Origin of the sequence: Helicobacter macacae MIT 99-5501 (genome assembly GCF_000507845.1) — a bacterium.
Taxonomy (GTDB): Bacteria; Campylobacterota; Campylobacteria; order Campylobacterales; family Helicobacteraceae; genus Helicobacter_B; species Helicobacter_B macacae.
In genome coordinates this window covers 464,734-485,008 of the sequence record NZ_KI669454.1, presented here as the reverse complement: position 1 = coordinate 485,008, position 20,275 = coordinate 464,734, and the positions used below count along the sequence as shown (strand labels likewise).

The following is a 20,275-nucleotide window of genomic DNA, read 5'->3' as shown; positions in this document are numbered from 1 at the left end:
AAATAGATGATGATTTTTACAAAAACACTAAAAACTATTTTTTGCTTTTTTTAGATTTTCACACTCTCTTAAAGATAAGCGAAGTATTTACCCCACCAAATGCAAAGTTATTGTTCATCACAAAATCTCCACTAATAGATTTTGGCTCTCTTAAATACAAAAGAGGTGCACAATTCTTATCCACTTCTTTTAGGTTTATCGTGGGGAAAAATACTCCCTCTCTCATCATCTCTATGCACGCAATACTCTCTAGCCCTCCACACGCACCAAGTGTGTGTCCTAGATAGCTTTTTAGCGAGCTTATAGGGATAGATTCTCCAAACACCTCATTTGTCGCTTTCGCTTCTGCTATATCGCCCCATTGCGTAGCAGTGGCGTGAGCATTTACATAGCATATCTCTCTAGGCTCTAGCCCCGCATCTTTTAGGGCTAAAATCATCGCTTGCTTCATTGTATCGCTTTGTGGGTGAGTGCTATGCGCCCCATCGCAGTTGCTACCAAACCCAACCACTTCAGCTAATGCTTCCCCACCTCGCCTTTTTAGGCTATCCTCACTCTCTAGCACGACAAACCCCGCTCCCTCGCCTATGACTAGCCCATCTCTTTTGGAATCAAATGGTGCGGGAGTAAGGGAGGGCATATCATTTTTTTGACTTGTGGCATAGAGAAAGTCAAAAGTATAGGCTTGACTAGGGCATAGCTCTTCAGCTCCACCTGCAAGCATAGAATCAATAAGTCCAAATTTTATCGCTTCATAAGCCTGCCCTATGGCGACACTTCCACTCGCACAAGCACACGAAGTAGGGATAATCCTCCCCTTTAGTCCATAAAAAATAGCGATATTTGCAGCCGTTGTGTGTGGCATACACTTTATGTAAGTGTTGGCATTGCAGCTATGGGGTAGTCCCAAAAACATTTTGGCAAGCTGCAATGTCGAGTCAGTGCTACCCGTGCTAGAGCCACTTGCTACGCCCATAGAGCCATTTTGCAGATTTTGATTTATCTCACCATTGCTTTGTATCAGCCCTGCGCTAGATAGTGCTAGCCCCGCTGCTTCTACGGCATATTGTGAGATTGTGCCCATACTTCGCATTTGCTTCCTGCTCCATTGAGGCGGGGGAGTATAGCCCTCTATGGGTGCGGCTAGCTTTGAGCGCAAGTCTTTGTGTATTTCCCACTCTTTTATGTATTTGGTAGCATTTTTTCCTTTTTGCAGATTCTCTCTCACACTTTGCCAAGATTTGCCAAACGCACTTACAATCCCATATCCACTCACAAATACTCTATTTGGCTTTTTCACGCTAGCCCTCCATTTACGCCTATGACTTGGCGCGTGATATAGCTAGCACCATCACTTAGCAGAAACGCCACCAATGGCGCGACATCTTCTACCTCCCCAAATCTTTTGGCAGGTATAGCTTGCAAAATCTGCTCTTTTGGGAGATTACCACTTGTCATATCTGTGCGTATGAGACCGGGGGCGACTACATTTACACAAATATTTCTACTTGCTAGCTCTATGCTTAGAGACTTTGCAGCACCGATTAGCCCTGCTTTGCTTGCTGCGTAGTTGCTCTGCCCTCTATTGCCTATCACACCAGAGACAGAGGATATGACTACCACTCGCCCGCACTTTGCCCTAGCCATAGGCATTAGCAAAGGGTGAAGCACATTATAAAAGCTATGTAGATTTGTATCTATCACGCCTTTCCACTCTTCCTCTTCTAAGCCCACAAATGTATTATCTCTAGCGATTCCAGCATTTAGCACGACTCCCCAAAGCGCAGGATTCTCACTTGCATAAGATTCTAAGACACGCTTACACTCCTTTGTATCAGCGACATCAAAGATAAGAGATTTTGCACCTAGCTCATCTGCTAGAGAATCTAGTGCGTCTGTCTTGCTTTTGCCGTGCAAGATAACTTCATAGCCTTGCTTTTTTAGTTCTCTAGCTATGCCTGCACCTATGCCACGCGAAGAGCCTGTGATAAGCACTTGCCTTGTATCACTCATAGTTTTTCTCCTTGCAATATTTGAGCTAAAAACTCATCATTTGGATTTAGCGCAGTCAAAGAAGTTTTAGCAATTAGCTTACCACCTACAAAAGCCTCTCCCTCATACACGCCTAGCCCATTTTCATCTTGCATACTTACTCGCAAACGCGCTTGCACCGCTTCGCCTACTGCCACATAAGGAGTAAATATCTCAAACCCCCTAGCACCAAGCAAAAATCCTAGTTTATTGTGGTTTTGGGCAGTGCCAGAATCTATTTTTAGATTTTCTTGCTTAGTTCGCCATAGTGCTAGACTTTGGGCAAAAATCTCCAAAACATTATAGCTAGGGAATTTACCCTGCTGCAAAAACGCATTATCAGTCCTTATGTAAGATTTTGTGCAAATAGATTGCTCGCTTACTTCCAATAGCTCATCAATAAGCACCATTTCTAGGGATTGCGGGATAAGATTTGCAATATCATTCATTTATAGATTCCTTGTCAAAATTTAAGTCGTTTTTTTTTAAGTCATTTTCCTAATTTTAGCCAAGTTTGTAGCTAGGCTTGCCCTAGTATTATCGCGCTATTATCCCCACCAAAAGCAAAAGACACACTAAGGGCATTACGCACTTTGGCTTTCTGCCCCTGCTTTACTAGGGCGATTTGTGGGAGGCTTTTATCAAAGTCATTATGATAAATATGCGGGATTAGGGCTTCTTGCCCATCAAGGCTTCCAATGCTTTGCAAAATCATCTCTGCGCACACGCCCGCTTCTATCGCACCTGCCGCGCCTAGCGTATGCCCGATAAGTGGCTTTATGCTACTAGAGGGGATGGATTTTAGCGCACCATTAAGCGCGTAGGCAAAAGTGGCAGATTCCATAGCGTCATTTGCACTTGTCCCCGTGCCGTGCAGATTTATATAGTCAATATCACTTGGAGTTAGATTGGCGCAAAGTAGCACTTCAGATAAAAGCCTCTCCTGCATAGCAAAATCTGTGCGTGGCTGCGTGATATGAAATGCGTCATTATTGTTTGCATAGCCCTTTAGCGCGATAGTAAAATCATCTGCTAAATGAGGATTTCTAGCCAAGCATTCACTTGAAATCAGCACAAACACTCCCGCACCCTCGCCGATATTTATCCCCTCTCTATCAGCGCAAAAAGCCCTAGTTGGCTTTGCGCTCAAAATCTCCAAACTATCAAATCCATTTATAGTCAAAGTATTTAGGCTATCCACGCCTCCGCAAATCACAGCTTCACAAAGCCCGCTATTTATAAGCCTTGCACCCTCTATGATAGCTTTTGCCCCTGAAGTGCAAGCTGATGAAACCCCAAAACTTAGCCCACAAATATTATATACAGAGCGGACAAAAAGCGCGGGGTTATCAAGCGAGCTAAAACTTTGCAAATACTGCTTTTTGGGGATATTGTTGTAGTTTTCCTCTATGCCTGTGGTAGTAGTGCCAATCACCACAGCTACACTATCTGTGATTTTTATGACTTCTTTTATGAGATTCTCTCCATTTAAAAGCGCGTTATACAAAATCGTATTTGTGCGTGTTTTGAAATGCGTAGGCGTGTTTGGCGGAAGTGGGAGTAGATTTTTGATAGCACCTAGCATAAATTCTTTATTCCCATAGTCGTTGTTTTTTTGCAAATGCACTTGCCCACTTTTTAAGCTTGATATAATGCTTGCGTTGTCATTTCCAGCAGAGCAAATAAGCATAGGCTTACTCATTAGTATACTCAAAATCCCTTGCCTCTCTTTCTTGCGTATCTAGTGCTTGTGTGTGTAGCTCTTTTACTTTTATGCCTTTGTAAGTAAATGAGATAGAATCTTTAGATTTTACATATTCTAGCACTTGCAAAAATAGCTTGTCATATTGCTTACTTGGTGGGAGAAACTTCACATTGCTAAATGTGCCATTTTCTAGCTTCCTGCTTAAGCTAGGCACACCCAAGCTATCAAAAATGGCAAAATAATACACGATTTTTCCTTGTTTGTCTTGGGATTTTTGCCACTTTTTTGATTCTTGTGGATTTTTGGCTTGGCTTGATACATAAAGCACTTTTATCTTGCCTTGCTCTTCAAGGCTAAATGCACGCTGTGAAAACACACCAAAATCCGCAAAACCCCCTCGTAAAGCGCAGCCACAAAAGACAAACGCCAATCCCACCAAAAAAATATTTATGACTTGCAATACCCCTCCAATGCGCTTAATGCTTCTTTTGGCTTCATCACAAAAGGATTTTGCTTATCCCACGCATATCCCGCCAAAATCGAGCAAATCTGTCGCTTAATGTGATGATTTGGATTTTTGACATAGATGACATCTTGGAATCTACCATCATACCAGCCCTCCACATACGCCCTAAAGCAATTTACCCCTATCATTAGCTCATCTGCGTATTGGGCTTGCAAATCCACATTTTCGCCTTTTAAGATTTTTGGCACGAGGTTTGCCGCTAGCCTAGCACTTTGCATAGCGATACTTACCCCAGAGCTAAACACAGGGTCCAAAAACTCACTTGCATTTCCAAGTAGCAAAAACCTATCCCCAAACAACGCCTTGACATCTTTAGAATACGAGCTAATACTCCTTACAGGTGTATCCCACTTGGCTTTATCTAGTAGTCGCTTTAGCATCGGAGCTTCATAAGTGTGGGATTTTAGGATTTCCTCATCGCTTTTGCCCTCTATCTCTAGCCTTTGTGGCTCACCCACCACACCGATACTAGCTCGTCCATTAGAAAATGGTATGAGCCAAAACCAAACATCTCTAAATCTTGGGTGAGTAGTGATAAGAATCTTGTTTCTATCATAAAGTACTTCAGAGATATTATCCTCTATATGCGTGAAATACGCTCTTTTGGCACTTAGATTTGATGGGGATTCTAAGTCTAAAATTCTAGGTAGCACCCTGCCATATCCACTTGCATCAAGCACAAATTTAGCGCGAACAATCTCGCCATTGCTTAAGCACGCACTCGCCCCATTTTCATCAAAGCAAATGTCCTCCACTTCCACTTCAAATATTACCTCCACACCTTGCTTTATCGCCTCATCAATAAGCACCTTGTCAAAATCCCCTCTTTGGACTTGGTAAGTAGTCCCAGAGCCTTGAGTGCTTTTATCACAAAAATCAAAATAGCGATATTCATCGTTGTGGCTAAAGGCTGCTCCGTTTTTATACTGAAATGAGTGTGCTTCCACTGCGTCTAAAAACCCAGCCTCTTTTAGCACTTCATTACAAAAGGGAAGAAGACTCTCCCCTATGACAAATCTTGGAAATTTCTGCTTTTCTACGACTAGCGTTTTTATGCCTTGCCTATGCAAAAGTGCGCTAGATATACTGCCACTTGGTCCACCCCCGATGACTAAAACCTCTACTTCTATTGTCTGTGTTTTTCCTGCCTGCATTCTCACTCCTTGTTTTTGCTTTCTATCCTCTCTCTATCCTGCTTTGTCGCTTGGCTTAAAATTCTTTTGATATTATACTAAAATCTTTATCCCAAAATCTATGAAAAGGATAATTTTGCACACTCACAAAAAGCGCAGCAAAGCCCTGCGCAAAATCCCAACACGCAAAATCCCAAAGGGTTTGTTTTTGTATCGGCTAAATACAAGCAGTGCTAGCCTATATCCACACTCACATTTAAAATCTCTAGATAAGTTTTTAGACAAAAAACATATCTTTCTTGCACTTGGCTTAAGCCCACTTATGAGACACTATGACAGGCATAGCCTTAGCCAAAAAGACAAAGCTACTTTAAGCCTCCACCCAAATCTAAGCAAAAACTTATCTTTTATCCTCTCTAGGGCACTGCTAAAAAGTCTAAAAAATATTATCAAATGCGCTCATTTCTCTAGCTATTCGCATAAAAGCGATATTGCCCTCTTGGCATTTGCTAGATTCCCAATAGGTGTTGATATGGAGATTATCAAAAGTAGGGATTTTAAGCCACATTTAGATTTTTGCTTTAGCCATTTTGAGCGTGATTTTGTGGCAAATTCGCCAAATCCATTGCGCTACTTTTATCGTATCTGGACTCTAAAAGAATCCCTAATCAAGCTAGAAAACCTTAAGTTTAGTGATTTGGAGTGTGTAGGGCTTGACAAAAAAGGTGCGTTTTGTGAATCCGCAAACAAAGTGAGTAATGATTACAAAAAAAATCACAGAAAAAATCGTGTAAAAGATTGCAAAAAGCAAAAAAACAAAAACTATCATAGATTTTGCTTCATAACTAGACTTTATAAGTATCAAAAAGCCATTATCGCGCTATGCTATTAAATCATTTTTGGCACAATATTTTTTGCACTTCTAAACACCAAAATCTAAGAAAATCTAGAAAAATCTAAGGGGAAAAATGAAGCAATATATCAACGCTACTAAACATTTTGGGATAGTATTTTTGCTATGTGGGTTTTTTGTGGGCTTTATAGAAGCTTTTGGCTTGGAGGACTTGCAAGACAATATCAAAAAATCCTTAAGCGGAAAAACTATGCAGGGCAAATTTACCCAAGAAAAGCAACTAAAAGGCTTTAGCAACACCATAAAAAGTTTTGGCACATTTAGTCTTGTGGCAAAAAATGGCGAAGTAAGCGAAGAAAAAACACTTTTTTGGGAGATACACTCCCCTATAAAATCCACTATCAAAATCACACCAAAAGGCGTCTTTCAACAAGAGCTAAACCCACAAAATCAAGCCACCCAAAATCAAATCTTGCAAAATCAAAGTTCGCAAAATCAGTCCCCGATAAACAAATCTCCAAGCAACCAAACTAAATGGATAGCAATCAACAATAACCAAGAAATGCTACTAGAAATATTAAGCGTAGATTTTAAAGCATTGCAAAAATATTTTACCTTTTCTTTCGCGCAAAGTAGCGAAGTTTGGCAGCTTGTCCTAAAGCCCAAAAACGCTCTTATAGCAAAAGTGTTTGATTCTATCCTCTTGCAAGGTAAAATCAAATATCCAAGCCTGCTAGAAAAAATTGTGCTATATGAAAGCAACGGCGATATTACGACTAATATTTTCTCTAATATAAAAATCCAATAATGCAAAATCTATATACATTTTTAGCACAAGGCTTTTGGCACAAAAATTACCACACCAAAAATCATAACGCAAAAAATCATAACACAAAAAAAGTTTTTATATACACGATTTTTGCACTCCTTACAAGTGCTATGATAGCTATCATAGCACTTCGCATAGATTCTATCCAAAGCGATATTTACTCACTGCTAGAGCTAGATTTTAGCCCTACTCAAAAGCAAGCCCTACAAAAGATTCAGCAAAATTTTGCCAAAGACATTTCGTTTTTAAGCGATGATGATACATTGCTTGATGAGATTTTTGCGCTCGCCCCGCCAAATCTTTTTTCTAGTGTCAAACTTAAATTTGATGATTCTAATATCTTAGATACTCTCTATCCGCTGCGATTGGCACTGCTTAGATATGAGACATTTAGCAAAATAAAAAATAAGGCTTTTTTTATCCAAAATGCACAAGAGTTAGTCCATAGCTTTGCTTTGCGTCCTCTTAGCCCAAGCCAAGATTTCTTTAATCTCTTAGGACATTCTAGCTTGCTAGACAACGACAAAGGGCTAAAGCTAGACATAGCAAGTGCGAGGCTATATGCACTAGATAATATCACACAAAAAAAATACTACTTTGCTAGCGCGCGTTTGGCTGAAAATATCAATTCGCAAGTGCTACTAGATTTTATTTTAGAAGCTAGAAAAATGGCGGAAAAATCTAGCGCACACCTTCTCATTCAAGGTGGAGCGATTTTTAGTGCGATTGGCAAACAAGAGGGGATAAAAGAGAGCATATATATGGGTGGGTTATCTTTTATTTTGGTTGGCTTACTATTGTTTGGTGCTTTTGGTAGTGTGCGGATATTTTGGCTAGCTTTGGTGATTGGATTTAGCTTTTTGTGCGGATTAAGCGGTGCGCTTTTAGCTTTTGCACATCTGCATATCCTTAGCATAGTCATTAGCACAAGCCTTGTGGGGCTTATCATAGATTTTGCAATTCATTGGCTTGCCAAAGAGCGATACAAAGTGGTAAGCCCATCAAGCATTTTCTCTATGAGGAGAATATTTTTGCTTGGGCTTTTTATTACCACAAGCGGATATGGACTATTTTTGCTATCGCCTATGCCGTTTTTGCACCAAGTCGCTGTTATTTCTATTTTTGCGCTTGTGGGGGCGTTTTTTGCTAGTTTCTTTTTGTTGCCACAGATTTTGCAAGGAAGTGTATTTGTATCTAAGCACGCTTTTAGAAAGCCATTTCTAAGCCTGATAAAGATAGCAAAACCATTTTTTAGGAAATATATCTTTTGGTTAGCTCCATTTGTTGTGCTCTTTGCTAGTGTGCTTTTGCTACACACAGACACGCAAGATGACATATCCAAATACTCCTCCCTGCCTAAGCATTCTTTGCAGGAATTGCAAGATTTTGCCCGCATAAGCGATACTAGCACTCAAAAATTTATCCTCCTAGAATCTGGCAATATAGCCTTAGAGCGCAGGCTTATGAATGACATAAAAGATTTCATAGATAGATATGATGGGCTTAGCGCACTTCTGCTAAGCCCCAAAGAGCAGCAAGAAATCATTGACTCTTTCAAGCAAGCAAGCAAAGATAAAGATATTTTAAGAATATATGAGAATCTAGGCTTTGAAAAATCCCAAATCCTAGAGGCTTTTGAGAAAGTCGCATCTTTACAACCACTTGATTTAGAGCAAATTCTCTCCACTAGATTAGGAAGTGATTTTGCTAGGTTTATCATCTCTGCAAATCCTAGCTTGCACCCACAAAGCTACATATCATTCCCACATTTTAAGCCCCTAAACCAAACAGATGAGCTAGAAGCTATTTTAGCAAAATACAATGCCTCGCTCATAGATTTCCCCAAAAGCATAAACGAGAGTTTTAGCGCGATAAAATTTAACGCCATTTGGCTAAAGATTTTTGGCTATATTCTTGCTTTTATCGCACTTAGCGTTGCATTTGGGCTAAAAAAATCAGCGATGATGATGAGTGTGGTGCTACTTTCTACACTAGCAAGTCTAGGCATAGTGCTAGCTTTTGGGATTGGGTTTAATATCTTTGTAGCTTTTGGGCTTATCATTTCTAGCGCGGTTGGGATTGATTATGTCCTGCTCGCACAAAATCATAGCCTTAGCCCAAAAGAGCGCGTATTTGGCATAGCTCTAGCAAGCCTAACAAGTATCATTTCTTTTTGCTTATTATCTCTTAGCCACACTCAAGCGGTGGTGGCTTTTGGGCTAAGTGCCACGCTGGGTATGGCTTTTTGCGCACTTGGAGCTATCGCACTCACACTTCAATCCCAAAATCTTAAAAAACTTTAGGGGTATTTTGGATAATTTCGATAGATTTTATAAGTAGGGCTTTATCATCTTGGCTGCATATTGCGGATTTGATAAGCAGGGCGCACTTTTTGTAGCTCAATATACTTGCCTTTCTTAGTGATAATATCCCCCACCCACACTTTGCGCTGCCACCGCTGAAAATACTGCCGATAGAGCATATCAACACTCATTGAGATTTTGGAGTATTCATCACAAGCTAGCTGCATACCTAGCGCACAAGATAGCCAATAATACTGCTGTGCGCTTCCCAAATCCCCTCCTGTGTATAAAATCGCCTGCCCCGCAAAAAAGCAGGCTTTTTTATCGCCCATTTGGCATAGCTGCTGATTTTGCGGGTATTCATTCACATTTCTAGCTATGATTTCCTCAAAAGAGGGTGGCTGCTCTATGGGAGGTGGGACATCATTTGGGAAATAATGCGTAGTTTGCGCTGATTTTTGGGACTTTTTGGAATCTATAAAATACTCAATATTTTTATTTTTTGCTCCTTTTTTTGCCTTTTTTTCCTCTTTTGCTTTTTGTTTTTTACTTTTTTTGTCATCACTATTTTGTGGATTTTGCTCTTTTTGTGAGGTATTTTTCCCACCATTCATATCCAAGCCCTTCATCTCATAATAAATCTTTGCCACTTCTTCGGGCATCTGCAGTGAGAATTGAGATTTTGCAGATTTGCCAAAAAGTGGAGCGACACAGATAAAAAATACAAGCCAAATAAAGTGCATTTATCGCCTTTTTAGATTCTATGATTTTTGATTAAAGACATTTCCAAATCGCTAAACCTCCTCAAAATGTCCTAAAAATCTATAATCGCTAGTTTGGAGGTTTTTTTAAGCGTAGCAAAATGTTTTTAGGCTATAATACCCTCCCTTTAAATCCAAAATAAAGGAAAAGGGAATCAACTTGCAATATGCAAAATTTACCACTAGAAAGGACCAACAATGAAAGTTGCGTTGCTAATGAGCGGAGGAGTGGATAGCTCCTACTCGGCATACTTACTAAAGCAGGCAGGACACGATGTCTTAGGTATCTACCTAAAGCTACACGACAAAGAAAAAAAGCACGAGGTTTTCATCGCAAACTGCCAAAAAGTCGCCAAAAATCTAGACATAGATTTTATGGTAATCGATGCGCAAAAGGAGTTTAAAGAAGTGGTGTATAACTACTTCATAGAATCCTACAAAAGAGGCGAGACGCCAAATCCCTGCGCTATGTGCAATCCAAATATGAAATTTGGACTTGCCTTGCAAAAAGCTATGGAAATGGGCTGTGAAAAAATCGCCACAGGACACTATGCACGCATAAAAGAAGTAAATGGTGTCAAAAAAATCGCCAAAGCAAAAGATTCTAGCAAAGACCAAAGCTACTTTCTCTATGCGATTTCACAAGACGCCATAAACCGCCTTATATTCCCACTTGGCGATATGCTAAAAAGCGAAGTCAAACCAAAAGCGTTTGAAGCTATGCCGTGGTTTGGCACACTTGAAGAATACAAAGAAAGCCAAGAGATTTGCTTCGTGGAAAGCGACTATATAGACATACTAAAAAAGCACTTTGATGTCGAAAATAAAGGCATAGTGCGCAACGCTCAAGGGCAAATCGTAGGAAGCCACAAAGGATATATGCAATACACCATAGGCAAGCGCAAAGGATTTAGCGTAAAAGGTGCGCACGAGCCACACTTCGTGCTAGGCATAAACCCTAGCCAAAATGAAATCATCGTAGGCAAAAAAGAAGAGCTAGCAAAGATTTTGGTAGAAGCTCAAAATGTAAGCCTAGATAAAGACTTCCACGGACAAGAATACGAAGTCAAAATCCGCTACCGCTCCGAGCCAACACTCGCCACGCTTGAAGTGGATAATGACAAGATTTTGGCACGACTAAAAGAGCCTGTCTATGGTGTGGCAAAAGGACAAGCACTTGTGGTATATGATGATGAGTGCGTGCTAGGCGGTGGCGTGATAGTGTAGCCTCTTGCTACTGCGTAATTCCTGCAAGATTTTGCAAAATCTTGCAAAGCAGTCTTTGCAAACAATAGCCAAGATAAAAAGATATGCCGTAAGATAAAAAGTGAAATGACTAGCTTTGGAGGGGGTTATTTTAAGGGGAATTTGGTTTTTAGATTTTGCGTTATTTTTAGCTATCTTTTTGTGATTATCTTTTTTTGGCTTTTTTTGTATTTGACTTATCTTGGCTTACTGCTTTATCTACTTTTGTCTAAACTTGCTTTGTAGCATATTTGTTTTTTCACTCACACTCATTGCAGATTCCGTGTGCGACTAGGCTTTTTACTTTGCCATTTGGTGTCGTGCTTTTAGGCAGTGCAAAATCCGTGATTTTGTGGCAGACATCGCAGATGAAGTGCGCTTTGGCATCTTGGGCTAGCTCATAGTAGCTCTTTCGCTCCAAGTTTGTCTTTATGACTATGCCCCTCTCCTCGAATAGCTCCATATTGCGATAAAAAGTGGTTTTGTTTGCCTTGAGGTGAAACTCATCAAAGCTCAAAGGCTTGTGATTTAGGCGCAAAATCTCTAGCATTTCTAGCCGTAAATCCGTGATTGCGATATTGCTTTGCTTTAGCAAAGAGACAGAATCCATTTATATCCCCTAGTATGTGAGTGCGCCACCGCTTAGAAGCACCTTGTGGCATTAAAGCAAATTTGTGGCTTTTGCTAAAGTCGCATTATAGCAAATTTGCATTTTGCTTATGCGTTTTTGTGGCGGAATTTTTACAACAAAGTTGCAAATTGTGGATAACCTATAATTGTCTTATATATTTAATTTTGCCAAAACCTTATCGCTTCACTTCTTTGCGAATGACTTTTTTAGCTCTGCTTTGTGCGTTCTTTTGGATTTGGGCGTGTTCATTTTTGATTTCTAGTGGCCAATCTTTGCCCTGCTCTTGCACATTCCAATCAGGGTGTTTGCCGTTTTCACACGCCAAATAGTCCGCCACACAGCATTCCTCGATGAGTTTGTAAGAAATATAGGCGTTTTTCACATTCTTTAGCCCAAAAAGCCCTTTGATTTCCTTTTCAAAATTCTCTTGGTAAATCATATAAAATTCGATTTTCTTGCCCTCTAAAATTGTGTAATACAAAAAATACCATACACCATAGCTACGAATAGCTGGGCGTCCTTTTACGCCACCGTCTCGATAAATTTCCAAAGTATTTTTTATGCCTCCTTTTGCTTGAGAACCGCCGATTTTCTTTATCACACCATCAACCACGATGAGATATACCCTTGCGACATTTTGGGTTAAAATACTTTGTGGCAATGCCTTGCCGTTTTCGTCCTTTAGATTTTTTAAGTAATTAAAATTTAGCTTTGTGCTACCCGCCACAAACTCCACATCAGCGATTTTAAACGCCGTTTTTACTTCGCTAATTTTCATTTTTTCGCGCCTTTATTCTTTGATGATTAGTAGCTCGTGGCTTTGTTTGATATTATCTGTATCCCCGCGCTCTATGCGGTTTTTGCCGATTCGCGTTTCGCCCTGTCCCATTGTATATTGCCACTTTGGCTCTAAAATCTTAAAGCCCTTATACGCCTCACGCACCCACTCACAGTCATTGTAGCTTAGTATAAACCGCCCTTTGTGTGTGCGTAGCAATTCCGCCAAAAGCTCGTGTTTAAAGCCATTGTGGTGGATAGGGAAATTACGCATAGGGTAGATTCCCTTAAACATTTTGCTATCCCCGCTTAGGAAATAGGGCGGGTCGCAGTAGAAAAAGTCATCTTTGTATTTCTCAAACACCGCTTCAAAGCTTTCGCACTCTACGCTTAGATTTTGCGCCCCCTTATGCGCCCCAAAATCGCGCAATTTTTTAAGCATATTTTTATAGCGCGTTGTGTCCTCATAGATTTTGCTCATCCACCCCAAAAACCCCGGTCCATAGCTAAGATTGAAGTTAAAATAATAATCCCGCGCCAAATTTAGGTTATCAAGATTCGAGAATTTTTTATAATGCGCTTTTAGCTCATTTTTGATTTTCTCATACACCTCTTTGCTTGGCTCTAGATTCTCTAGCTCGGTGTGAAGTGCGCCACAATCAGCGATTGCAACCTGCCAAAAATTTACCAAAATATCAAAAATATCAAAACCCCGCACTTCCAAGCCTAGCTCTAGCGCACTTGCCACCTCCACGCTCCCACCACCGATAAATGGGCTTACTACGCGCTTTATATCATTTGGAAAATGCTCGATTATGAGCCCTACGGCTAGGGATTTGCCACCGCCATAGCGCAAGGGGGATTTGGTGTAGCGTTTGTAAGCGAGGGATTTGCCTTTGAGTGAATGCAAAAACCGCGCCTTGCGCTGTGCTAATGACTCGCTAGTGTCTAAATCAAAAAGTGCGGGTTGTGAAGTTTGCAAGGTTTGAGGAGGATTTAAAGCCAAATTTGACACGACATTCCTTAAAAATTAAATGCCAAAATTATACAAAATCTCGCTTAATGTTACCAGCGACATTTGCAAAACCCACAAACTTGAGATAACTAGAAATTTTCATATTTTATGTAAGCAAAATTTGGCATATTGCTACCTATCACACCTCGCACACAAAATCCATCTTATACTATCTCACAAAATTCACACTATCGACATACGCATCTGTTTTATCGCGCAAAAGTTTATCCACAAAAAGCCTATCAAAATTCGTGCTAAACTCGCTAAATGTCGCACTTTTTTCTATAAGCGTAATAAAGCTAGAAATGCTAATAGGAGCGAGCTTGCTATCAAACTCTTTGGCGCAGAATTTAAAAAATAGCGCGACATCCCAATGAATATATGGCGCGATAAGCATAGCGCGTTGCTCGAGCGTATTTTGCTTTTTTGATTCATAAAAATGCCGTGCTACGCTTGTGGTTTCGCTATTTAGCTGTTGATTGCGATTTTTTATCATCGTGGCTTCAAAAGAGAAATTTTCATAGAGCAAATCCGCCTTTCCCGCAGGGGCGTAGGATAGTGGTTCGCCATTTTCATTGTAGATAAGGTTTGATTCTAGATTTTTGCTACCATATTTTTTGCCTAAAATAAGGGCGAGTAAATACTCCAAGCGCAGTGGCTCTGGGATATTATCAAGGCTAGATTTTTCTTGCGCCCCAGATGCTAAAATCCGCAGTTCATTTAGCAGTGTGTCTATTTGGCTTACTTCTATTTTGCTTTTCAGTGCTTGTTGATAAAATGTTTGATTGAGTTTGTTTTCTAGCAAAGTTAAATCATTAAAATCTAAATCTTGCAATGATATATGCAATTCTTTTGCCTTTTGTGTGGCGATTTGTTTGCGCACTTCATTATTTTCTATCCACGGCAATGTAATATTGTAAGCAAAATCAATATATTCATAAATATCACTAAATTCCATAAATGTATAATCTTTGTAATGTTGCAAAATCGCTTCTATCTTTTTGGATTCAAAGCTAGAAAAATCATAGTAATTATGACGCGCAATGATAAGTCCGCTCATTGCAAATTTGCGAAACACTTCATCGACATAAGTTTTTATTGTGTCATATTTCAAATGTTTTAAGTCATTGCTTACGCAATAATTTTCTATATATTCTCTATTTTCTTTTAATCCATACATTTCGCGGTATGTGAGAATCTCGCTCACGCATTTTGTGTAATCACAATCTTTTATTCCAAGCACAAAGACGCATTCGTGGCGCAAAATCCCTTTTGATTCTTTCTCTAATTTACCCCACTCTCTTTTCAGCAAATCTATCACAAAAATCGTATTGAGAAACACCCTTGCGCGATTATTTTCTTTTCTTATAGGTGAGCCAAAATGAATGCCAAGCAGTATTTTTGTGTAAATATTTTGCACATCATAAGGGTGGTTTAGCAATTCTCTGCCTAACTTACTAATACGCACGACTTTTGATTGTGAATCATATATAAGCAATAGCTGTGAGTGCAATGCCTTAAAATGCGTTATTGCTCTGCCCTCAAAACCATTTTGCACTTTTTGCGGATTATCTTGCATAATCCTTTTTATTTCACTCTCACTTAGACTCTCGCCCTTTAAAAGTTTGTTTCTAATCTCAGCATTTATATTTTGCGGTCTATAAATCCCTTTGCCAATGGCTTCATACCAATAAATAAGCAAACTTTTTTCATTTAGCACTTTGCCATCAATCTTATCGATAATTTGCAAAAAATCGATATTGCGTTGCGGGTTTCTAATGGTTGTATCAAAGCTAAATATATTAAATGTATTCTTACGCATTGTTGTTGCCTTGCGTAAAATGATTTATAATTGTGTAGTTTGTGATTAGCACTTCTTTTGTTGTGCCTAAATTTTTGCGATGATAGTTTGCATTTGTATAGTCGCGCTTCATAAAAGTAGTGTGGTATTTTGCGCTCCATTGTTTTAGCAAATCATTACTTTTACCATTAGATTCAAGCACATTTGAGAATGCAAATCTTTTATCTCTTGAATCAAGAAAATCCAAAATCTCATATAAATCTTTTTCATTGCTATCATTCCAAGAAGCATTGTAAGGGGCTTGTGTTATCAAATACGGCGGGTCAAAGTAGAAAAAATCCCCCTCCTTATACAGCGCACTATTTCTAAAATCCATATTTAATAATGTGATATTTTTCTCTTGTAATGCTTTGATAAAAGCAACACTCTTTTTATACTGAAATTGCGAAAAATCACTTTTGCCAACAGGCACATTATACGCACCTTGCGCGTTAAATCGCACAAAGTGATTAAACCCAAACAAAATTAGCACAAAAAATTTCGCCTCACTTGGATTTGCATTATAGGATTTTCGCAAAGCCAAAAACCCCTCTTTGTTGTGCCGTGATAAGCCTTCGTTTTTGTGGATTTTATAAAATCCTTTGGGCTTTGATTTTGAATCCGTGAGATTGTATTGTGCGATTAGGCTATCTACTTCGCCCAAAATCGTATCTAGCAAGTTGCTCTGAAAATAGCGCAATAAGTCAATAATGCGTGATTCTTTGTCGTTTAGGATAAGCTGTTTGGATTTTGCGTTTAGCCCTACGATACCACTACCGCAAAATATATCTACAAAAGTTGTCGTGTCTCGTGGAAATAATGGAATGAGAGATTTTAGGATTCTTGCTTTGTTGCCTACATAATTTAGCGGGGAGAGTATCATTTTCTCCCCTTTTGTAGCGCATTAGCGATTCGATTATGTGCTTTTTGGTAGTAGTCTTTGTCTATCTCACAACCGATAAATTTACGATTAAGATTGAGACAAGCTATTGCGGTAGTAGCAGAGCCACTAAATGGGTCAAAAACAAGATTGTTTTCATTAGTGTGGATATGTAAAATATCCTCAAATACTTTTAGGGATTTTTGTGTCGGGTGTAGGCGTTTATTCCCCCCCCCCCCCCGTAATCACAGGAGCTTTAAATACACCTTTAAGATAAGATATGTCTTTAGGCTTATTAAACACCCAACGCTTTTTGCCTTTAACCGCCCAAATAGCGCACTCAAAATCCATAACATACCGCGCATTTACATTTCTAGGCATAGGGTTTGATTTTTCCCACCGAAGCAAATCTTTTATCACGCAGCCACTCGATTCTAGTGCCTCTACAAGATATGATAGATTTTTCCAATCATTAAAAATAATTATTGAGCCACCATTTTTTAGCAATGGCGCACATTGCTTTATCCACTCGCTTTGGTTAAATCCATAATCCCACTTGCCAAAATCTATCCCCGCCCTGCCCATTGTAGTAAAATTATTTTTGCGCGAAATATTATAGGGCGGGTCGGTTAGGATACAATCCACTTGCAAACCTTGCTTTTGCATATCAGCGATAAGCTCTTTGTAATCACAATTTGCAAAGCTAAGGTTTGGGGTTTTTAATCGCGATGTGCTTGCCAAAGATGAGTCGCTATGTGGTTCAAGGTCAGTATAATTTTTGTGCTTAGCTAGTGCTGTTGTCATTTTGTCATTTCCATTTATTCGTGGCTTTTAGATTTTGTATTTTAGCAATTTTATCACCAAAATTCTAGCAAAATCCTAGCGCATTTTGACTGCATTATTTTTGGCTTTTTGTCCAAAACTTTTTACAAAAACCTCGCATAAACTCACATAAAATCAAGCGACTTAAAATTTGATTTTTTAAGCAACTTGATTTTTGTTTTGCAACTAAGTTGCATTTAAGGAAAAAATATATATAATGCGCGTTTTAAATTTTAAAAATCACAAAAAAAGGATTTCGCAAATGAAACACGCACCGACAAATACACCAAAAAACACGCAAAAACTCCTTCACTTAAGCCTTTGTGCTTTTGCGCTCTGTATCAGCCCAAACGCGACAAATGCCCAAAATCCACAAGCCACACAAAAAGTGCAAAATACAAAAGCTATCAATCAAGCGCAAAACTCTCTAGATTCTAGAGATTCTAGCCACGATTTGCACTCTCACAGCTCAAATGACGCGCACGGTAGCTCTAGCCACACCCACGATTTAAGCGATTCACACGACTTAAGCCATTCGCACAAATCCCACGATTCCAATGACTTAAATAACTCGCAAGATTCACATTCAAACCACGACAATCACAGCCACCCTGCGAGCCACTTCACAAGTCGCTATCACTATTTGCACGCTTATGAGCTACACGAGCACGGTCACAGTCGCACTTCAGACTTTGCTAGCCTTAGTGCGAGGGTTGGCATTTTTGGTAAATCTTCAGCCCTAGCAAGCAAAGCAGAGAACTCAAACCGCGATAATTACGCGATGCTTTACTCAAGTGTGCTACTGCAAAGCACGCCTTTTGCGCACTCTCACACCGCGCTAAATGGCTTGACACTCGGCGTTGGCGCGGTGGCTTACGCGCCCTTCTACACAGACAAGGCAAACGCTTATACCTACATAAACTCAAACTTTGTCGCAAACAACGCATATTTAGGCTACATAAAGGACTTTGATAAGCTAAGTGTCGAGGTGCTAGCAGGGCGATTTGAGAGAGAGCTAGAGTGGGTAGGACACTCGCTGCAAGGGGTGTTTGCACGGCTGACATTGCCCTTTGGTGCGCGCACTCCACACTCTGCGCAAATCTATGGAATCTGGGTAAATGAGCACGCAGACATTACTAGAGAATTTAGCTCGGACTTTGACTTCTACAAGCACCTCTACACGGGCGAAAATCTCTACGCGGGCGGGGTAAATCTCTCCTTTGGGCTAGCGCAAGATACAAGGCTACATTTTGAGCCCTATGCGTATTATTTGAGCAACTTTTTTAGTGTGTATGGAGCGAAATTCGTGCTAGATGTGGGGTTTGGCGCGGATACTCTAGCCTCGCACTCTAGCACAAAATGGCGTAGCAAGACGATTGCTCATAGCGCGTTTTTATACTCAAACTACGCAAGAATCCACGCAGGACACGACCACAGCAATGGTGAGCACAATCACAACGGCGAAGATGGGCACGGACACCTAGATACGAGCAATCGAGGCGATACCTACTTTGCCCTGCTTGAGCAGGAGTTTGGCTACAAGGATTTGGTGTATTTTGGCGCGGGATTTCAGCATATCGGGGCGCGTGTCTTTGAGATAGCCAATATCGAAACAACTTCGCGCTTTGAGGCGCACGAGGGCGAGGGATTTGGCGTGATTCGCCCGGGGCTTATGCACAGCGGAAGCCACACAAGCAACGCCTATGACGCGCATACAAACACTTACTACGGCTTTGTGGGAGCGCGATTTGGTAAAGAGAGGCGATTCGCGCTTGAGGCTATGGGGCGCGATAGTAGGAGCTCTGCTAGGGTGCAAAGCGCATTCTCGCTTGGGCTACGATATGCGTTTTCTTATGGGTTTGAGATAGGCGGTATAGGGGTGTTTATGCTAGAGAAGCACGCGGGCGAATCCACGCTCAATCGCAGCTTTGGCAAGGCGTATATGCAGTGGAGATTTTAGGAGGAAGCGATGAGTGTGATTTATAGGTTCTTATGTGTGATTTTGGGCGAGATTTTATGCGCTAGCTTTGCCTTTGGCTCTCAAAAGCCTACCATATCTGTGAGTATCCCACCACAAGCCTACTTTGTGGAGAAAATCGCTAAAGACACAGCAGATATACATATACTTATCCCGCCAAATAGTGATGAGCATAGTCTAGATTTTAAACCTAGCGCAGTGGTGGCTTTGCAAAAAAGTGCGGTGTATTTCACTATCGGGCTTGAGCTAGAGGAGATTTTACGCCAAAAATTTAGTAGCGTAAAAATCATAGACATAAGTGAGGGGGTAGAAAAAATGCGCGATTCCCACGAGCACAATCACGCGCATTTGCACGATTCCCACGAGCACAATCACGCCCACGATTTGCATAAAAAGCACATTCATCATTCCCACGATTCTCACGCGCATAGCAGCGATTCTCACAAAAATGAGCGCAAAGACCCACATATTTGGCTTGACCCAATTTTGGCTAAAGCAATCGCCAAAAATATATCAAAACATTTAAGTGAAATCTACCCGCAAAATGCAAAATTTTACGCGCAAAATCTAGCGGATTTTGAAGCCGAGCTAGATTCTTTGCACGCGCAAATCTCACAGATTTTATCCACAAGCAAGGTCAAAAAATTTATCATCTATCACCCAAGTCTAGGCTATTTTGCAAGACGTTATGATTTGGTGCAAATCCCTGTGGAGATTTTGGGCAAAGAGCCTAAGGCAAAGGATTTGCAAGCGATTATAAATCTAGCCAAAAAAGAAAAAATCCGCACGATTTTTGTGCAAGTAGGACTAGCCAAAAATGCCACAAAAACGCTTGCCAAAGAAATAAGCGCAAATGTCATAGAACTACATCACTTAAGCAGAGAATGGGATAAAACAATGCTACAAATCGCTCGCCAAATCGCACAAAACTAAGTGGCAACGCAGC

At 40.3% G+C, this 20,275-nt stretch carries 18 protein-coding genes and 1 pseudogene; 6 read left to right on the top strand and 13 right to left on the bottom strand.

The window, feature by feature from the left end; genetic code table 11:
• Window positions 1-58: 58 nt before the first annotated feature.
• The 6 genes from HMPREF2086_RS02095 to HMPREF2086_RS02070 form a co-directional block, all read right to left on the bottom strand.
• Window positions 59-1,300, bottom strand: coding sequence for a beta-ketoacyl-ACP synthase (locus HMPREF2086_RS02095; RefSeq protein WP_023927082.1), 1,242 nt, complete (start codon window positions 1,298-1,300; stop codon window positions 59-61).
• On the bottom strand, window positions 1,297-2,013 hold the full coding sequence (gene fabG / locus HMPREF2086_RS02090) for a 3-oxoacyl-ACP reductase FabG (RefSeq protein WP_023927081.1): 717 nt from the start codon (window positions 2,011-2,013) through the stop codon (window positions 1,297-1,299). Before fabG ends, HMPREF2086_RS02095 begins: the two co-directional genes overlap by 4 nt.
• Entirely contained in the window at window positions 2,010-2,480 is a 471-nt protein-coding gene (locus tag HMPREF2086_RS02085; protein ID WP_023927080.1) for a hotdog family protein, read from the bottom strand. Before HMPREF2086_RS02085 ends, fabG begins: the two co-directional genes overlap by 4 nt.
• 71 nt (window positions 2,481-2,551) lie before the next feature.
• Window positions 2,552-3,733, bottom strand: coding sequence for a beta-ketoacyl synthase N-terminal-like domain-containing protein (locus HMPREF2086_RS02080; RefSeq protein ID WP_023927079.1), 1,182 nt, complete (start codon window positions 3,731-3,733; stop codon window positions 2,552-2,554).
• Window positions 3,726-4,196 (bottom strand): hypothetical protein, encoded by a 471-nt coding sequence (locus tag HMPREF2086_RS02075; RefSeq protein ID WP_023927078.1) that lies wholly within the window; start codon window positions 4,194-4,196, stop codon window positions 3,726-3,728. The genes HMPREF2086_RS02080 and HMPREF2086_RS02075 overlap by 8 nt, the downstream gene beginning before the upstream one ends.
• Window positions 4,184-5,416: an NAD(P)/FAD-dependent oxidoreductase gene (locus tag HMPREF2086_RS02070; RefSeq protein ID WP_023927077.1), complete on the bottom strand. Its 1,233-nt coding sequence runs from the start codon at window positions 5,414-5,416 to the stop codon at window positions 4,184-4,186. Before HMPREF2086_RS02070 ends, HMPREF2086_RS02075 begins: the two co-directional genes overlap by 13 nt.
• A gap of 115 nt (window positions 5,417-5,531) precedes the next feature.
• On the opposite strand from HMPREF2086_RS02070, the gene HMPREF2086_RS02065 reads away from it, so the two are divergent.
• The 3 genes from HMPREF2086_RS02065 (at window position 5,532) to HMPREF2086_RS02055 (ending at window position 9,380) form a co-directional block, all read left to right on the top strand.
• Window positions 5,532-6,287, top strand: coding sequence for a 4'-phosphopantetheinyl transferase family protein (locus tag HMPREF2086_RS02065; protein WP_023927076.1), 756 nt, complete (start codon window positions 5,532-5,534; stop codon window positions 6,285-6,287).
• Window positions 6,288-6,363: 76 nt separating this feature from the next.
• A complete protein-coding gene (locus HMPREF2086_RS02060) occupies window positions 6,364-7,056 on the top strand; it encodes a LolA family protein (RefSeq protein ID WP_023927075.1) in 693 nt (230 codons plus the stop codon).
• Window positions 7,056-9,380 carry an MMPL family transporter gene (locus tag HMPREF2086_RS02055; protein ID WP_023927074.1) on the top strand — a complete coding sequence of 775 codons (2,325 nt, stop codon included), beginning with the start codon at window positions 7,056-7,058 and terminating at the stop codon, window positions 9,378-9,380. The genes HMPREF2086_RS02060 and HMPREF2086_RS02055 overlap by 1 nt, the downstream gene beginning before the upstream one ends.
• A gap of 44 nt (window positions 9,381-9,424) precedes the next feature.
• On the opposite strand, the gene HMPREF2086_RS02050 is transcribed toward HMPREF2086_RS02055, so the two are convergent.
• Window positions 9,425-10,123 carry a hypothetical protein gene (locus HMPREF2086_RS02050; protein ID WP_023927073.1) on the bottom strand — a complete coding sequence of 233 codons (699 nt, stop codon included), beginning with the start codon at window positions 10,121-10,123 and terminating at the stop codon, window positions 9,425-9,427.
• Between the two features lie 216 nt (window positions 10,124-10,339).
• Between HMPREF2086_RS02050 and mnmA the strand changes: the two genes are divergently transcribed.
• The gene (gene mnmA, locus HMPREF2086_RS02045) at window positions 10,340-11,368 is read left to right on the top strand and encodes a tRNA 2-thiouridine(34) synthase MnmA (RefSeq protein ID WP_023927072.1); all 1,029 of its coding nucleotides are present in this window, start codon (window positions 10,340-10,342) and stop codon (window positions 11,366-11,368) included.
• A 277-nt stretch (window positions 11,369-11,645) separates the two neighbouring features.
• Here the strand turns inward: mnmA and HMPREF2086_RS02040 are convergent, their stop codons facing one another.
• From HMPREF2086_RS02040 to HMPREF2086_RS02015, 6 genes and pseudogenes are all read right to left on the bottom strand, one after another.
• A complete protein-coding gene (locus HMPREF2086_RS02040; RefSeq protein ID WP_023927071.1) occupies window positions 11,646-11,996 on the bottom strand; it encodes a Fur family transcriptional regulator in 351 nt (116 codons plus the stop codon).
• Between the two features lie 196 nt (window positions 11,997-12,192).
• Entirely contained in the window at window positions 12,193-12,795 is a 603-nt protein-coding gene (locus HMPREF2086_RS02035; protein WP_023927070.1) for a GIY-YIG nuclease family protein, read from the bottom strand.
• A 12-nt stretch (window positions 12,796-12,807) separates the two neighbouring features.
• Window positions 12,808-13,776 carry a DNA adenine methylase gene (locus HMPREF2086_RS02030; protein ID WP_051397636.1) on the bottom strand — a complete coding sequence of 323 codons (969 nt, stop codon included), beginning with the start codon at window positions 13,774-13,776 and terminating at the stop codon, window positions 12,808-12,810.
• A gap of 202 nt (window positions 13,777-13,978) precedes the next feature.
• The gene (locus tag HMPREF2086_RS02025; RefSeq protein ID WP_023927068.1) at window positions 13,979-15,631 is read right to left on the bottom strand and encodes a hypothetical protein; all 1,653 of its coding nucleotides are present in this window, start codon (window positions 15,629-15,631) and stop codon (window positions 13,979-13,981) included.
• Complete coding sequence (locus HMPREF2086_RS02020) at window positions 15,624-16,532, bottom strand: Dam family site-specific DNA-(adenine-N6)-methyltransferase (RefSeq protein ID WP_023927067.1); 909 nt, start codon at window positions 16,530-16,532, stop codon at window positions 15,624-15,626. Before HMPREF2086_RS02020 ends, HMPREF2086_RS02025 begins: the two co-directional genes overlap by 8 nt.
• A pseudogene (locus HMPREF2086_RS02015) lies at window positions 16,529-17,195 on the bottom strand (DNA-methyltransferase). Before HMPREF2086_RS02015 ends, HMPREF2086_RS02020 begins: the two are co-directional and overlap by 4 nt.
• Window positions 17,196-17,613: 418 nt before the next feature.
• Between HMPREF2086_RS02015 and HMPREF2086_RS02010 the strand changes: the two are divergent.
• The gene (locus HMPREF2086_RS02010) at window positions 17,614-19,311 is read left to right on the top strand and encodes a hypothetical protein (RefSeq protein ID WP_023927065.1); all 1,698 of its coding nucleotides are present in this window, start codon (window positions 17,614-17,616) and stop codon (window positions 19,309-19,311) included.
• 9 nt (window positions 19,312-19,320) lie between these two features.
• Window positions 19,321-20,262 carry a metal ABC transporter solute-binding protein, Zn/Mn family gene (locus HMPREF2086_RS02005; RefSeq protein WP_023927064.1) on the top strand — a complete coding sequence of 314 codons (942 nt, stop codon included), beginning with the start codon at window positions 19,321-19,323 and terminating at the stop codon, window positions 20,260-20,262.
• Window positions 20,263-20,275: the final 13 nt, after the last annotated feature.

Excerpts from the sequence above, each read along its gene's own strand:
- HMPREF2086_RS02010 (WP_023927065.1), top strand. The coding sequence starts at position 17,614 with ATGAAACACGCACCGACAAATACACCAAAAAACACGCAAAAACTCCTT.
- HMPREF2086_RS02035 (WP_023927070.1), bottom strand. The coding sequence starts at position 12,795 with ATGAAAATTAGCGAAGTAAAAACGGCGTTTAAAATCGCTGATGTGGAG.
- HMPREF2086_RS02050 (WP_023927073.1), bottom strand. The coding sequence starts at position 10,123 with ATGCACTTTATTTGGCTTGTATTTTTTATCTGTGTCGCTCCACTTTTT.
- HMPREF2086_RS02005 (WP_023927064.1), top strand. The coding sequence starts at position 19,321 with ATGAGTGTGATTTATAGGTTCTTATGTGTGATTTTGGGCGAGATTTTA.
- HMPREF2086_RS02040 (WP_023927071.1), bottom strand. The coding sequence starts at position 11,996 with ATGGATTCTGTCTCTTTGCTAAAGCAAAGCAATATCGCAATCACGGAT.
- HMPREF2086_RS02085 (WP_023927080.1), bottom strand. The coding sequence starts at position 2,480 with ATGAATGATATTGCAAATCTTATCCCGCAATCCCTAGAAATGGTGCTT.
- HMPREF2086_RS02060 (WP_023927075.1), top strand. The coding sequence starts at position 6,364 with ATGAAGCAATATATCAACGCTACTAAACATTTTGGGATAGTATTTTTG.
- HMPREF2086_RS02020 (WP_023927067.1), bottom strand. The coding sequence starts at position 16,532 with ATGATACTCTCCCCGCTAAATTATGTAGGCAACAAAGCAAGAATCCTA.
- HMPREF2086_RS02025 (WP_023927068.1), bottom strand. The coding sequence starts at position 15,631 with ATGCGTAAGAATACATTTAATATATTTAGCTTTGATACAACCATTAGA.
- mnmA (WP_023927072.1), top strand. The coding sequence starts at position 10,340 with ATGAAAGTTGCGTTGCTAATGAGCGGAGGAGTGGATAGCTCCTACTCG.
- fabG (WP_023927081.1), bottom strand. The coding sequence starts at position 2,013 with ATGAGTGATACAAGGCAAGTGCTTATCACAGGCTCTTCGCGTGGCATA.
- HMPREF2086_RS02080 (WP_023927079.1), bottom strand. The coding sequence starts at position 3,733 with ATGAGTAAGCCTATGCTTATTTGCTCTGCTGGAAATGACAACGCAAGC.
- HMPREF2086_RS02055 (WP_023927074.1), top strand. The coding sequence starts at position 7,056 with ATGCAAAATCTATATACATTTTTAGCACAAGGCTTTTGGCACAAAAAT.
- HMPREF2086_RS02070 (WP_023927077.1), bottom strand. The coding sequence starts at position 5,416 with ATGCAGGCAGGAAAAACACAGACAATAGAAGTAGAGGTTTTAGTCATC.